Source organism: Klebsiella pneumoniae subsp. pneumoniae HS11286, assembly GCF_000240185.1.
Taxonomy (GTDB): Bacteria; Pseudomonadota; Gammaproteobacteria; order Enterobacterales; family Enterobacteriaceae; genus Klebsiella; species Klebsiella pneumoniae.
On the sequence record NC_016845.1, the window covers coordinates 5,260,755 to 5,274,619 of the forward strand.

The window sequence follows — 13,865 nt, forward strand, 5'->3', positions numbered from 1 at the left end:
GTAAAAACCAGCGCGCCGTCTGGCCTGAGACGGCGTCCAGGTAAAACCGGGAAAATTTCTTAGTTTTGCCCCGTTCGCGGCGAAAGGGTGAGCTACATCACGCTTCGCTGGCGGTACGCGGCGCCTGCGCGTTTAAAAACGGCAGCAGCAGCAGCGCGGAAATGCCGGCGGCAATCGCAATCACCACGAAGAATCCGGTCCAGTGCCAGATATCCATCACCTGCGCCAGCGGCCAACCGGAAAGCGAGGCGCCAAGATAAGCGAACAGGCCGACAAACCCGGTTGCCGCCCCGGCGGCTTCTTTATGCGAACATTCCGCCGCCGCCATGCCGATCAGCATCTGCGGGCCGAAAACGAAGAAACCGGTAGTGAAGAAGCAGGCCGCCTGCATGACATAGCTGGCGAACGGCATCAGCCACAGGCCGCCAACCGACAGCAAAATTCCGGCGGCGAAAATCAGGTTCATCGGCCCACGGTTGCCGTTAAACAGCTTATCCGAGCCCCACCCCGCCACCAGCGCACCGATAAAACCGCCCAGCTCAAACATGGTCACCGCCGAGTTAGCGGTCACCAGATCGACGCCTAGCGTCTCCGACATATACAGATTGCCCCAGTCGTTAATCGCCGCCCGCACCACGTACACCAGCACATAGCACAACGACAGCAGCCAGATGTAGGGATTGGCCAGCACGTAGCGGGTCAGGATCGCTTTACGAGACATCCCAGCGCCTTCCTGCTGCTGGGCGATTTCCAGCGCATCGTGACGCCAGTCGCCCACGGCGGGTAACCCCACCGCCTGCGGGCGATCGCGCAGCCGCCAGCACAGATACAGTCCGGCGAGGATCGCCAGACAGCCGGCAATGGTCATCCCGGCACGCCAGCCGTAGTGCAACGCCGCCGCTCCCACCACCATCGGGATCAGCGCGCCGCCGACGTTATGCGCCGTATTCCATAGCGCCCACCAGCCGCCGCGCTCGGTCCGCGAATACCAGGCCGTCAGCAGTCGGGCGCAGACCGGCGAGCCCCAGCCCTGGAAGAAGGCATTCAGCGCCCACAGCAGCGCGAAAGCCCATAGTGAGGAAGAAAAACCGAACAGAATATTCACCACCCCGGTGGCGATAAGCCCCAGCCCCATAAAATAGCGGGCGTCGGAGCGGTCGCTGACGATACCGGAGAAAAATTTCGACAGCCCGTAGGTGATATAGAACAGCGTGGCCAGCAGGCCAATATCGCTGCGGGTCAGGACGTTGCTGGCGAGAATTTCCGGGACCGCGGCGTTAAAGCTTTTGCGGGTGAAATAGAACAGCGCGTAGCCCAGCCAGATGGTCAACAGGATATGGCGACGCCAGTAGCGATAACGCGCATCAAGTTCGCGTTTATCGCTAATCGGCGCAGCGTCCGGCGGGGCTTTTAAAAAGGCGAACATCGGCGATCCTCTCAGGCGTAACGCAGCGGTAGATTGACGCACACCCGTGTACCATGGGTGCAGGAGATCGTCAGTGTGCCGCCCAGGGCGGTCACGCGCTCGCGCATGCCGGTCAGGCCGAACCCCTGCAGATTCGACCCCGGCGGCAGGCCGCAACCGTCATCTTCCAGCACCAGCATTAGTCGCTCATCCTGCTGCCAGCCCTGCAGAGTGACAGCGCTGGCGTGCTTGACGATATTATTCAGCCCCTCCTGGCAAACGCGAAACAGGGTCACGCGCTGGTTCTCGCTCAGTCCCGCCTCGTTAATCCGCCAGTCGAGATGGCTGACAATGCCGCGGTCCTCCAGCTCCATCTCGCGCATCAACGAACGTACCGCCTGCTCCAGCGGCAGGTCGTCGAGCTGACGCGGACGCAGACGGCCCAGCAGTCTACGCACCGAGTCGTAAACTCCCAGCGACAGCTGTTCTATCAGCTGACCGCTCTGGCGCACGCTGGCGTTGTCCGGCGCCAGCCGCTGTACGATCCCGGCCTGGGTGCGGATCGCGGTGATGGTCTGGCCGATATCATCATGGAGCTCGCGGGCGACGTCTCGCCGCACGCTCTCTTCGGTCTCCAGCAGGCGTTCCGCCAGCCGACGATTACGCGCCAGCTCGCTTTGTAATGACTGGTTCAGCTCGCGTAGCCGCTGGATCCCCGCCCCCAACAGCAGCCCGGTGAGGCTCTGTGCCAGCAGGGAAAGCAATAAATCGACCGGGTGATCGTGCCAGGTCTGGCTGGCAATCAAGGCGATAGCGTTCATCAGGGTGGCGATCAGCGCTCCCTGCCAGCCGTAGTGCCAGGCGAGGGCGATAATCGGCAGCGCCAGACAAAACGGGGTAAAGCGGGAGAGCTCGGCGGGCAGGCCAAGCTGCAGCCACAGGCTAATGGTGAATAACAGCAGATACCAGATCAGATGCCGCCCGCGCCAGTTAACCGGCTGCGCCACCAGCGCCGGCCCCAGCGGCCGCCAGACGGTGCTGGTAAGATAGTGCCAGAAAACCAGGCAGGTCGGCGCCAGCGTCAGGCCGCCGGTCAGCGTCAACAGCAGGGCGTTAAGCCCCTCGTCCCCCTCCGCCAGCCACGGCAGCGATTGCAGCAGCGCGGCGGCCATTAACGCCCCGCCCTGACGCAGCAGCGTCAGCCAGTCGCGCTGCTGCCGGTAGCGCGAGATCAACGCCACCGGCAGCAGAGTCAGCAGGCTTCCGGTCATCAAAATTATCGGGTGCGCCAGCGCCACCTCCTGCGCCAGCCATAAGATAAGCAGCCACTCGGTTCCCAGCAGCACTGGCCAGTAGCCGCGGGGGCATTGCAGCATTAACCCCAGCCGCAGGCCAAAGGGAAACAGCAGCACCGCTAAATCCGCGCGTTCCACCAAATGCAGACTGATGCTCCACAGGCAGAACCAGGCGGCCGCGAAGATAAAGGCGCAGCCGATGACCGACAGCAATCGTGAGACGACGGCCTTCATTGCCAGCTATCGAACATGCGGCGCGCCAGCTCAACGTCGTTGCTGACGCCCAGCTTTTCCAGCAGGTTGGCGCGGTGTACGTGGACGGTTTTCGGCGACAGACCGAGCTCGGCGGCAATCTCTTTCACCGCCATGCCCTGCGCCAGCTTTTCCGCCACCTGACGCTCGCGTTTGGTGAGCGGATCCTGGCGCCCGGCGGCCAACTTCATGGCGATATCCGGCGTGAGATAGCAACCGCCCGCCGCCACCGTGCGTACCGCGGCGATAAGTTCATCGGGGCTGCAGCGTTTCGACAGGAAGCCGCGCGCGCCGGCATTCAACGCTTGCTCGATCAGCGCCGGGCTATCGTGTACCGACAGCATGATGGTCGCCATCCCCTTCGGCAGCTGGCTGAGCAGCTCCAGCCCGGAAATATCCGGCATTGAGATATCGCAGATACAGACCTGCACGCCGCGCCCCGGTAGCCCCGTCAGCGCCTCGCGGCCGCTACCAAATTCGGCGACAACCTGAAAATCAGCTTCCAGCCCCAGCAGCTGAGCAAAGCCGGAGCGGACAATCAAATGATCGTCAATAAGGGCGATGGTGGTCATGGTGTGTCCTGGTGCCTGAAAACGCCGGATGGCGGCGTAAACGCCTTATCCGGCCTACGGATTCACTGCTTGTAGGCCGGATAAGCGCAGCGTCATCCGGTAAAGGCGCTTACCTTAGCGATAAGCGCGTGGCTGTTCAAGCCTTGAGCGCTATTCGAAGAACACCGCAATTTTGTTAAACATGGTGGGATCGGACTGGTTACGCGCCACTTTGGTGACATCTTCCAGCTTTTCAATCTGGCTAATCATCTGCCCCAGTCGCTGGTCATCATTTACCAGCAGCCAGATGCGGCTGTGTTCGCTGCCCTGAATTGGCAGACAGAGAATGCCTTCGACGTTAAACGCGCGACGGGCAAAAAGCCCGCACACGTGGGTCATGACGCCGGGATGGTTGCGGACGGTGAGTTCCAGAATGACGTTATCACATTGTTTTTGCATGGCTTATTCCCCCACCATTTCAGTATTGGCCGCACCCGGCGGTACCATCGGATACACTTTCTGCTGTGCGTCGATGCGCACGTGGATCAGCGCCGGCCCCGGACGGTCGATGATCGCCTGCAGCGCCGCCTGCGGATCGACTTCATTATTTAAATCACAGGTTTGCAGGCCAAAACCGGCGGCAATCTGCATAAAGTTAATCATCCCCGGATAGGTGGCGGCAAAAACGCCCTGCTGATAGAACAGGCTCTGCTGCTGATGCACCAGCCCCAGCGCTTCGTTGTTCAGCAGGATAATTTTTACATCCAGCTGATTTTCGGCGGCGGTGGCCATCTCCTGAATATTCATCATCAGGCTGCCGTCGCCGGAGAAGCAGATAACCTTGCGCTGCGGATTCGCCAGCGCCGCGCCGATGGCTGCCGGCAGGCCGAAGCCCATGGTGCCGAGGCCGCCGGAGGTCAGCCACTGGCGCGGACGATTGAGCGGGTAGGCCTGCGCCGTCCACATCTGGTGCTGGCCAACGTCGGTAGTGATGATCGCTTCATCATCCACGCAGGCGGCCACGGCGTTAATCAGGCCGTAATGGGAGAGCGGGTCGCTTTCCTGCGGGATGGCGCAGGGGAATTCGCGCTGCAAGTCGGCCACCAGCTGGCGCCATTCCTCGCGCGGCTGCGCCTCAATATGCGGGTTCAGCTGGGCTAAGACTTCCGCCACATCGCCCTGAATCGCCACGTGCGGTTGCTTGATTTTGCCCAGTTCGGCGCGGTCGATATCGACGTGGATAATCTTCGCGTTCGGGCAGAACTGCTCGGTCTTGCCAATCGCCCGGTCATCAAAACGGGCGCCTAAAACAATCAGTAAATCCGCCTCCTGCAGAATAAAGTTGGTGCTGCGCGCGCCGTGCATCCCCAGCATCCCCAGCGACAGCGGGTGCGCCTTCGGCAGCATGCCCAGCGCCATTAAGGTCATGGTGGTCGGCAGGTTGGCTTTTTCCGCCAGCTCACGGATCGCCTGCGGCGCGTTAATCACCCCGCCGCCCAGATACAGTACCGGGCGTTTCGCCGCGTTGATCATTGCCGCCGCTTCACGCACGCTTTCAGGCGCGAATGCCGGTGCCGGGGCGCGCTCGCCAGGCTCAGGCAGCGCTTCCAGCTCAATGGTCGCCGACTGTACGTCTTTAGGAATGTCTATCCACACCGGCCCGGGACGCCCGGACTGGGCAATACGGAAGGCGTCGCTGATCACCTGCGGCAGCTCGGCAATGTCGCGCACCAGATAGTTATGTTTGGTGATGGGGATAGAGATGCCGTAGGTGTCCACTTCCTGGAAGGCGTCGGTACCGATCATCGAGGCCGGTACCTGGCCGGTGATGCAGACCAGCGGAATCGAATCCAGGCGGGCATCGGCGATCGCCGTCACCAGGTTCGTCGCCCCCGGGCCGCTGCAGGCCATACAGACCGCCGGCTTGCCTTCGGTACGCGCCATCCCCTGGGCGATAAAGCCCGCGCCCTGCTCATGGCGCGCCAGGATGTGGCGGATCTGCGTGCTCTGGCTTAAGGCATCGTAGATAGGCAGGATGGAGCCGCCCGGAATGCCGCTGACCATAGTGATACCCTGGCGCTCCAGTAAATGAACAACCAGCTGCGCGCCGGTAAAGCGCATTGTGTTTGATGTGGTGCCCGAACTTGCCATGCTCCAGTCCTTTTCTTCTGGGCCGACTTTACCGGGGGGCTCGCCAACAAAAAACCCCGCTCGGTTTGCGCCGGCGGGGTTTGGAATTCGTGTTGTTCCGGACCCTACGGCGCATTGCCGACGACGACCACCACAGACACGACGACCACCGCGGCTGGCGCGGTTTTTAGTAGGGTCGAAGCGATCAGGGTTGCGTTCATTAGGGACCTGTTGTGTCGAAAAATAAGCTGAATTTATACAAACACAGGTTTTACGTTTTCACAATGGATTTATTTTCATCCACGAAAATTTGCGCGAAAGATCACAGTTCGGCGCAAAAGGGCAGAAAACAAAAAACCCCGCCGGAGCGAGGTTTTTATCAGCATGGTTACAGGTGGTAGCCGCAAGCACACTGTATTACGTCAACGCCAAAAGTATACGCGATCGCTGCAGTTCGCGCAATTTAAGGTCGGTTTTTCTCTGTCATAGAGTATGGATGAGAGGGGCGGATTTGTCCAAAAAATACTGTTCATCCATACAGTATTTATTTATACTGGGTGTGTTCACTTTGTGCCATTCGGGGGCCGCAAGTTTGACCGGCGCAACGAAGTCCTGGCTGAAACGGGTGGTGCCGTCAGTGCCTTAACCCCGAGAGAGCACACTGTGTTACGTCAACAACGTGCAGTCACTGGCCCGCGCGGCAACGCGTGGTTCAGCGCTGCGCACCCCTGTCGTTGCAGGCGGCGGGCCGGGAAGCCGTTCATGGAAAGGACGAACTATCGGCCAGGGCAGACGCCGCCGGCGACAGGCAGGGATAAGCTGGCAACGGGCAGCGGAAAGGTACGTCAGCTTATTGTGCTCCTTAACCACAGGAGACGCGCGTATGGGCGGAATGGATATTATTATTTTGATCCTGAAACTCATGGTTGCTGTGTTGCAACTACTTGATGCAGTCCTGAAACAGTTCCGCTGATTCAGGTTCAAGTCGCACCTGAGGGGGGCGGGAAACCGCCCCCCTGCAGGCGCCCGCCGGGCGTCCCGGGATGACTTGATGGAGGAAGCTATGCCACCCCTGTTAATTGCCGCCACGACGCCGGATGCCCCGGGGTTCGCGGCGCTACGAATTGAAAGCCTTGAACAGCATTTCAATATGCTGCGCCGCCTGGCGGAAAACTGGCAGAGCGGCAAAAACCGCTTTAACGCGCCGGGCGAAACGCTGCTGGGCGCCTTCGTCAACCACCAGCTGGTAGGGGTATGCGGCATCAATAGCGATCCCTTCAGTCCGCAGCCGCGGGCCGGGCGCATTCGCCACCTCTACATCAGCGAACGCTATCGTCGCCGGGGCATCGGCCAGCAGCTGCTGGTCTCGGTTATCACCCACTCCAGCGCCTGGTTCGACTTTCTCAACACCCATGCCCCGGCGCAGGCCTGGCCCTTTTATGAAAGGCTTGGTTTTCGCCCGGTGTACGATGAACCGCGGGTGACGCATCGCCTGTTTTGTTCGCTTTAACCCCCGCTGGCAGGCAGCGCGGGCGCGTGTTACATTCCGGTGACCTTCACTGTTGAACCTGTCTGCGATGACCCTCACCGTATTCTGCATTTTGCTGTTCGCCGCCCTGCTGCACGCCAGCTGGAACGCTATCGTCAAAGCCAGCGGCGATAAAATGTACGCGGCGATCGGCGTCAGCGGCTCGGCCGCGCTGATCGCCCTGGTGATGCTCCCCTTTGCCCCGCAGCCCGCGCTGGTCAGCGCCCCCTATCTGCTGGCGTCGTGCGCGTTACAGGTGGTGTATACGGTGCTGGTGGCGAAGACCTACCAGGTATCGGATATGAGCCAGACCTATCCGCTGATGCGCGGCACTGCGCCGCTGCTGGTGGCGGCGATAAGCGTGCTGTTCCTCGGCGATCGTCTGTCGCCGCTGGCCTGGCTGGGCATAGGCGTCATCTGCCTGGCGATTCTGGCGATGGCCTTTAACGGCCGCGCCAGCTCGCGCAAAGGCATCGTGCTGGCGCTGATCAACGCCTGCTTTATCGCCGGTTATACGCTGGTGGACGGCACCGGCGTCCGGCTGGCGGGCTCGGCGCTGGGCTACACCCTGTGGACCTTTTTTATGAACGGCTTCTGCCTGCTGTGCTGGGCGATGGTGGCGCGACGGCGTGAGGCCAGTCGTTATTTACGTCAGCACTGGAAAAAAGGCATCCTCGGCGGGATCGGCACCATGGGCTCCTACGGCCTGGCGCTATGGGCGATGACCCAGGCCCCGCTGGCGGTGGTCGCCGCGCTGCGTGAAACCTCCATTCTCTTCGGCGCGCTGATCGCCTTTATCGTCCTGAAAGAGCAACTGATGCCGCTGCGCATCGTGGCCGCCTGCGGGATTGCCGCCGGGGCGATCCTCCTGCGCCTGGCGTAGCCTGAGATGGCAACATTAGTTGCCGTTCCTGTTTACATAATCTGCCTGGAATTCCCTCAACAATCGGCACTTTGCAGTTGTTCTGTCATTTTAATATGGTAGATTCCTCCATCGTTTACGGGATGTGGTAGTCACATATTCTTCATTTCTCTTTACTCACAAAGTATTCATCGACATGAAACGGCATAAGAACTTCAATTTGTTGTTGATGCTGGTACTGCTGGTGGCCGTCGGCCAGATGGCGCAGACCATTTATATTCCGGCCATCGCCGACATGGCGGTCGCGCTGAACGTCCGCGAAGGGGCGGTACAAAGCGTGATGGCGGCCTACCTGCTGACCTACGGTATTTCACAGCTATTCTACGGCCCGCTCTCTGACCGCGTCGGTCGCCGCCCGGTGATCCTCGTCGGGATGTCGATTTTTATGCTGGCGACGCTGGTAGCTATTACCACCCATAGCCTGCCGGTGCTGATCGCCGCCAGCGCCATGCAGGGGATGGGCACCGGGGTCGGCGGCGTGATGGCGCGCACCCTGCCCCGCGACCTGTACGAAGGCGCTCAGCTGCGTCATGCCAATAGCCTGTTAAATATGGGTATTCTGGTCAGCCCGCTGATTGCCCCGCTGCTCGGCGGCATCCTCGACACCCTGTGGAGCTGGCGCGCCTGCTACGCTTTCCTGCTGGTCCTGTGCGCCGGGGTGACCTTCAGCATGGCGAAGTGGATGCCGGAAACGCGCCCGGAAGGGGCGCCGCGCACCAAACTTCTGGCCAGCTACAAAACGCTGTTCGGCACCGGCGCCTTTAACTGCTATCTGCTGATGCTGATCGGCGGCCTGTCGGGGATTGCGGTATTCGAAGCCTGCTCCGGGGTGCTGATGGGCGCGGTGCTCGGCCTGAGCAGCATGGCGGTGAGTATTCTGTTTATTCTGCCGATCCCGGCGGCGTTCTTCGGGGCGTGGTTTGCCGGCCGCCCCAACAAGCGTTTCCCGACCCTGATGTGGCAGTCGGTGATCTGCTGCCTGCTGGCGGGTCTGATGATGTGGATCCCAGGGCTGCTGGGCATCATGACCGTCTGGACCCTGCTGGTGCCTGCGGCGCTGTTCTTCTTCGGCGCCGGGATGTTGTTCCCGCTGGCCACCAGCGGCGCGATGGAGCCGTTCCCGTTCCTCGCCGGAACCGCCGGGGCGCTGGTGGGCGGCTTGCAGAATATCGGCTCCGGCGTGCTGGCCTGGCTGTCGGCGATGATGCCGCAAACCGGTCAGGGCAGCCTCGGCCTGCTGATGATGCTGATGGGCCTGTTGATTCTGCTGTGCTGGCTGCCGCTGGCCTCGCGCTTTACCCACCATCAGCAGCCGGTATAAGCGCGGCGGCCGTTCCCCGGATGGCGGCTGACGCCTTATCCGGGCTACCGGACTGGTCGTCTGCCGGCCCGCGCAAGCGCAGTGCCGTCATTTTGCCGGGTGGCGGCGCACGCCCTACCCGGCCTCCCTAACAACTCCGAGGGATAGCCCGGCTCTTTTTCAGGTCAGGCTATGCAGCCACTCGATAAAGGCGTCGATTTTCGGCCACTGGCGGCCCGGCAGGGTGGTCACATAGTAGTGCTGGTGGCATTTCAGCGTCATATCGCCGAACGGGGCGATCAACTCCCCACTCTCCAGCCGCTTCTGCACCAGCCGCTTACGCCCCATCGCTACCCCGACATGATTCATCGCCGCAATCACCGCTAAATCAGAACGATCGAAGCCGATGCCCGACGATTGCGGCAGTTCAATCCCAAATTGTTGTGCCCAACTGAACCATTCATCGGTGCCGGAATCATTGCTCCATGCCTGGCGATCGTGAAGCAGCGTACAGTGGCGCAGACTGGCAGGATTTGACGTTAACTGCAGCTGGCGGGCGTAATACGGCGTACATACCGGCACGATCGCCTCATCCATCAGAAAATGGTGGCTTAGCTGCGACGACGGCGCGTCATCAAAATAGATTGCCAGATCGATACCCGCCCGCTGCAGGTTGACGTTATCGTTGCCGGTCAGCACGGTCAGCGAGATGGCCGGGTAGCGGCGACTGAAATCCCCCAGCGCCGGCACCAGCCAGCACTGGGCGATAGAGGGCCGCGAGTAGACCGTCAGACTGCCGGAGAGCTCCTGGTTTTTGATGTCCAGAATCTCCTGATTGAGACCATCCAGCGACGCCTTCAGCGCCCAGTAAACGCGCTTCCCTTCACGCGTCAGCTCCACTTTGCGGTGCGAGCGGACAAAGAGCTGGATCCCCAGCTCCTCTTCCAGCTGATTAATCCGGTGACTGACGGCGCTTGGGGTGAGCGCCAGCTCGTCGGCGGCAAGGGCGAACGACTCGTGCCGCGCCGCCACCTCAAACGTCGACAGCCTGGAGAGTTGCCAGCCGTTCAGCAACCGGGTACCTAAGGTTATTAGCACATCCACTATGCGCTCCTGGCGATAAAAGGGAGTCTGGATGATAAAAAAATAACGCCGGAACTTCCGCTAAAGGATGAGTTAATTTGACCCATAGCATATTTAGAGGTCACTTTTAGAGCTAAATCACCTTTTTGATTCAATTTGGCTCATCTGAAAGGTTATTTATATCGTTTGTCAGCCCATGCCGAGTTTCTGTTCAATAACCACACGTTACTTACGGCGAGGTGGGGTATGGAATCGCAAATTTGGGTTGTGAGCACATTGCTGATTAGCATCGTGTTAATTGTATTAACCATCGTCAAACTGAAGTTTCATCCGTTTCTGGCGCTGCTGCTGGCGAGCTTTTTCGTCGGGGCGATGATGGGAATGGGCCCGCTGGAGATGGTCAACGCCATTGAGAGCGGGATCGGCGGTACGCTGGGCTTCCTGGCGGCGGTGATCGGTCTCGGCACCATTCTCGGCAAGATGATGGAGGTCTCCGGCGCGGCGGAGCGCATCGGCCTGACGCTCCAGCGCTGCCGCTGGCTGTCGGCGGACGTGATTATGGTGCTGGTCGGCCTGATCTGCGGCATTACCCTGTTTGTCGAAGTCGGGGTGGTGCTGCTGATCCCGCTGGCATTCTCCATCGCCAAAAAAACCAATACTTCGCTGCTGAAGCTGGCTATTCCGCTGTGTTCCGCGCTGATGGTGGTGCACTGCGTGGTACCGCCGCATCCGGCCGCGCTGTTCGTGGCGAATAAACTGGGGGCTGATATCGGGACGGTTATCGTCTATGGCCTGCTGGTCGGTCTGATCGCCTCGCTGGTCGGCGGCCCGCTGTTCCTCAGGCTGCTCGGCAACCGCCTGCCGTTTAAACCAGTGCCAGCCGAGTTTTCCAACCTCGACGTTCGCGAAGAATCGACGCTGCCGTCGCTCGGCGCTACGCTGTTTACCGTGCTGTTACCGATTGGCCTGATGCTGGTGAAAACCGTCGCTGAACTGAATATGGCGAAAGGCGGCACGCTGTATACAGTGCTGGAATTTATCGGCAACCCCATCACCGCGATGTTTATCGCCGTCTTTGTCGCCTATTACATGCTCGGCATCCGTCGGCAAATGGGGATGGGCGTTCTGCTGACTCATACCGAAAACGGCTTTGGGTCCATCGCCAACATCCTGCTGATTATCGGCGCCGGCGGCGCATTCAACGCGATTTTGAAATCCAGCGGCCTGGCCGATAGCCTCGCGGTGATCCTGTCGAACCTTGATATGCACCCGATTTTGCTGGCCTGGCTGGTGGCGCTTATCCTGCACGCCGCCGTTGGCTCCGCCACCGTGGCGATGATGGGCGCTACCGCCATCGTTGCCCCGATGCTGCCGCTTTATCCCGGCGTAAGCCCGGAGATCATCGCCATTGCCATCGGTTCCGGCGCCATTGGCTGCACGATCGTCACCGATTCCCTGTTCTGGCTGGTAAAACAGTACTGCGGCGCCAGCCTCAGTGAAACGTTCAAGTACTACACGACAGCGACATTTATCGCGTCGCTACTTGCACTGGCCGCCACCTTCCTGCTTTCTTTCATCATCTAAGCGAACGAGACGTAATATGAAAAACGCTGACCTGACCACCTTAACCGCGACCTTCCCGCTTGTGCAGGATCTGATCGCCCTGAAAGAAACTACCTGGTTTAACCCGGCAACCACCACCCTGGCGGAGGGGTTGCCTTACGTCGGTCTGACCGCCGACGATGTGCAAGACGCCCATGCCCGCCTTCAGCGCTTCGCGCCCTATCTGGCGGCAGCCTTCCCGGAAACCGCCGCGAGCTGCGGGATTATCGAATCAGAAGTGGTTGCCATTCCGGCAATGAAACGCAGCCTTGAGCAAAAATTCGGCCAGCCAATTAGCGGCGAACTGCTGCTGAAAAAAGACAGCCATCTGCCAATCTCCGGCTCAATCAAAGCGCGCGGTGGGATTTATGAAGTGCTGACCCATGCGGAAAAGCTGGCGCTGGAAGCCGGGCTGCTGACGACCGCAGACGATTATCGCAAATTGCTGACGCCGGAGTTTAAACAGTTCTTTAGCCAGTTCAGCATCGCCGTCGGCTCCACCGGCAACCTTGGGATGTCGATAGGCATCATGAGCGCGCGCATTGGTTTTCAAGTCACGGTGCATATGTCCGCCGATGCCAGGGCGTGGAAAAAAGCCAAACTGCGCAGCCACGGCGTAACGGTGGTTGAGTATGAAGAGGACTATGGCGTGGCGGTCGAACAGGGGCGCAAGGCAGCGGAATCCGATCCGAACTGCTTTTTCATTGATGATGAAAACTCACGCACGCTGTTCCTCGGCTATGCCGTAGCCGGCGAGCGCCTGAAGGCGCAGTTTGCCAAAGCAGGGCGCGTGGTCGATGCCGATCACCCGCTGTTCGTCTATCTGCCGTGCGGCGTCGGCGGCGGCCCCGGCGGCGTGGCATTTGGCCTGAAGCTGGCCTTCGGCGACCACGTTCACTGCCTGTTCGCCGAACCGACCCATTCGCCATGCATGCTGCTCGGCGTCTATACCGGGCTCCACGACCAGATAGCGGTGCAGGATTTAGGTATTGATAACCTGACCGCGGCCGACGGTCTGGCGGTCGGCAGGGCGTCCGGGTTCGTTGGCCGGGCAATGGAGCGCCTGCTCGACGGGTTCTATACCCTTGACGACCAGACGATGTATGACATGCTGGGCTGGCTGGCGGCAGCGGAAAATATCCGCCTTGAACCCTCCGCGCTGGCCGGGATGGCCGGAGCGCAGCGGGTCTGCGCCAGCAAAGCGTACCATCAGCTGCAGGGGCTGAGTGAGCAACAGCTGCAGCAGGCCACCCACCTGGTGTGGGCCACCGGCGGCGGCATGGTGCCGGAAGAGGAGATGGCGCAGTACCTGGCGAAGGGGCGCTAATCTTTAGCGCAGCAGCGGCATCAGCGCCTCTGGTGGCCGCTGCTGTCGTCGCAGGTCCCGCATCACTCGCATATAGGGCCCGCTAAAATCGTAGAACTGCCGGTAACCCGCGCACAGCGGGTCTTCCTGTTCGCCACAGCGGCACAGGCGCAGCCACGGGCAGCCGTAGCAGGTGCTGTTGGCCGCCGGCGCGCCTGGCTGGGTCAGCGTCTCCCCACACCAGGCGCTCAGCGTCTCGCTAAACAGTAAAATATTGATGCGCCCAATATCTTCCCGCACCCAGCGGTGAAAGACTGCGCAGAGAAACTCTCCCCAAAGCGCGGCGTCGCCGGCCGCCAGCTGCGGAATAAAATGGATAGCGGTGAGCCCCTGTTGACGAAGCTGTGCATAGAACGCCTGCGGTTGATGGCAATGATGCGCCTCCACCACGACAGCCTGAAAGGGAGTGTCATGTTGCTGGCCGGGGGCAT

At 60.6% G+C, this 13,865-nt stretch carries 15 protein-coding genes; 7 read left to right on the forward strand and 8 right to left on the reverse strand.

Annotated features, from left to right (window positions below):
* Positions 1-97 precede the first annotated feature (97 nt).
* From KPHS_52410 to KPHS_52450, 5 genes are all read right to left on the reverse strand, one after another.
* Positions 98-1,426, reverse strand: coding sequence for a regulatory protein UhpC (locus KPHS_52410; RefSeq protein ID YP_005229541.1), 1,329 nt, complete (start codon positions 1,424-1,426; stop codon positions 98-100).
* A gap of 11 nt (positions 1,427-1,437) precedes the next feature.
* A complete protein-coding gene (locus KPHS_52420; RefSeq protein YP_005229542.1) occupies positions 1,438-2,913 on the reverse strand; it encodes a two-component regulatory system sensor histidine kinase in 1,476 nt (491 codons plus the stop codon).
* A gap of 17 nt (positions 2,914-2,930) precedes the next feature.
* The gene (locus KPHS_52430) at positions 2,931-3,524 is read right to left on the reverse strand and encodes a DNA-binding transcriptional activator UhpA (RefSeq protein YP_005229543.1); all 594 of its coding nucleotides are present in this window, start codon (positions 3,522-3,524) and stop codon (positions 2,931-2,933) included.
* Positions 3,525-3,674: 150 nt separating this feature from the next.
* Positions 3,675-3,962: an acetolactate synthase 1 regulatory subunit gene (locus KPHS_52440; protein YP_005229544.1), complete on the reverse strand. Its 288-nt coding sequence runs from the start codon at positions 3,960-3,962 to the stop codon at positions 3,675-3,677.
* A gap of 3 nt (positions 3,963-3,965) precedes the next feature.
* A complete protein-coding gene (locus KPHS_52450; RefSeq protein ID YP_005229545.1) occupies positions 3,966-5,624 on the reverse strand; it encodes an acetolactate synthase large subunit in 1,659 nt (552 codons plus the stop codon).
* Positions 5,625-5,866: 242 nt separating this feature from the next.
* Between KPHS_52450 and KPHS_52460 the strand changes: the two genes are divergently transcribed.
* From KPHS_52460 to KPHS_52500, 5 genes are all read left to right on the forward strand, one after another.
* On the forward strand, positions 5,867-6,034 hold the full coding sequence (locus tag KPHS_52460; protein YP_005229546.1) for a hypothetical protein: 168 nt from the start codon (positions 5,867-5,869) through the stop codon (positions 6,032-6,034).
* A 452-nt stretch (positions 6,035-6,486) separates the two neighbouring features.
* Positions 6,487-6,606 carry a type I toxin-antitoxin system toxin TisB gene (locus tag KPHS_52470; protein YP_005229547.1) on the forward strand — a complete coding sequence of 40 codons (120 nt, stop codon included), beginning with the start codon at positions 6,487-6,489 and terminating at the stop codon, positions 6,604-6,606.
* Between the two features lie 90 nt (positions 6,607-6,696).
* A complete protein-coding gene (locus KPHS_52480; RefSeq protein YP_005229548.1) occupies positions 6,697-7,143 on the forward strand; it encodes a putative acyltransferase in 447 nt (148 codons plus the stop codon).
* 67 nt (positions 7,144-7,210) lie between these two features.
* A complete protein-coding gene (locus KPHS_52490) occupies positions 7,211-8,044 on the forward strand; it encodes a putative membrane protein, transport (RefSeq protein ID YP_005229549.1) in 834 nt (277 codons plus the stop codon).
* A 175-nt stretch (positions 8,045-8,219) separates the two neighbouring features.
* Entirely contained in the window at positions 8,220-9,404 is a 1,185-nt protein-coding gene (locus KPHS_52500; RefSeq protein YP_005229550.1) for a multidrug MFS integral membrane transporter, read from the forward strand.
* Between the two features lie 159 nt (positions 9,405-9,563).
* On the opposite strand, the gene KPHS_52510 is transcribed toward KPHS_52500, so the two are convergent.
* Positions 9,564-10,487, reverse strand: coding sequence for a DNA-binding transcriptional regulator DsdC (locus KPHS_52510; RefSeq protein YP_005229551.1), 924 nt, complete (start codon positions 10,485-10,487; stop codon positions 9,564-9,566).
* Positions 10,487-10,621 carry a hypothetical protein gene (locus tag KPHS_52520; protein YP_005229552.1) on the reverse strand — a complete coding sequence of 45 codons (135 nt, stop codon included), beginning with the start codon at positions 10,619-10,621 and terminating at the stop codon, positions 10,487-10,489. The genes KPHS_52510 and KPHS_52520 overlap by 1 nt, the downstream gene beginning before the upstream one ends.
* Before the next feature lie 91 nt (positions 10,622-10,712).
* Between KPHS_52520 and KPHS_52530 the strand changes: the two genes are divergently transcribed.
* Both KPHS_52530 and KPHS_52540 read left to right on the forward strand, forming a co-directional pair.
* A complete protein-coding gene (locus tag KPHS_52530) occupies positions 10,713-12,050 on the forward strand; it encodes a putative Gnt-family transport protein (protein ID YP_005229553.1) in 1,338 nt (445 codons plus the stop codon).
* A 16-nt stretch (positions 12,051-12,066) separates the two neighbouring features.
* Positions 12,067-13,395 (forward strand): D-serine deaminase, encoded by a 1,329-nt coding sequence (locus KPHS_52540; protein ID YP_005229554.1) that lies wholly within the window; start codon positions 12,067-12,069, stop codon positions 13,393-13,395.
* A 3-nt stretch (positions 13,396-13,398) separates the two neighbouring features.
* On the opposite strand, the gene KPHS_52550 is transcribed toward KPHS_52540, so the two are convergent.
* Positions 13,399-13,821, reverse strand: coding sequence for a hypothetical protein (locus KPHS_52550; protein YP_005229555.1), 423 nt, complete (start codon positions 13,819-13,821; stop codon positions 13,399-13,401).
* Positions 13,822-13,865: the final 44 nt, after the last annotated feature.

Bases quoted from the DNA above. Each gene is read 5' to 3' on its own strand.
- KPHS_52410 (YP_005229541.1), bottom strand. From the start codon at position 1,426: ATGTTCGCCTTTTTAAAAGCCCCGCCGGACGCTGCGCCGATTAGCGAT.
- KPHS_52430 (YP_005229543.1), bottom strand. From the start codon at position 3,524: ATGACCACCATCGCCCTTATTGACGATCATTTGATTGTCCGCTCCGGC.
- KPHS_52440 (YP_005229544.1), bottom strand. From the start codon at position 3,962: ATGCAAAAACAATGTGATAACGTCATTCTGGAACTCACCGTCCGCAAC.
- KPHS_52450 (YP_005229545.1), bottom strand. From the start codon at position 5,624: ATGCGCTTTACCGGCGCGCAGCTGGTTGTTCATTTACTGGAGCGCCAG.
- KPHS_52480 (YP_005229548.1), top strand. From the start codon at position 6,697: ATGCCACCCCTGTTAATTGCCGCCACGACGCCGGATGCCCCGGGGTTC.
- KPHS_52490 (YP_005229549.1), top strand. From the start codon at position 7,211: ATGACCCTCACCGTATTCTGCATTTTGCTGTTCGCCGCCCTGCTGCAC.
- KPHS_52500 (YP_005229550.1), top strand. From the start codon at position 8,220: ATGAAACGGCATAAGAACTTCAATTTGTTGTTGATGCTGGTACTGCTG.
- KPHS_52530 (YP_005229553.1), top strand. From the start codon at position 10,713: ATGGAATCGCAAATTTGGGTTGTGAGCACATTGCTGATTAGCATCGTG.
- KPHS_52540 (YP_005229554.1), top strand. From the start codon at position 12,067: ATGAAAAACGCTGACCTGACCACCTTAACCGCGACCTTCCCGCTTGTG.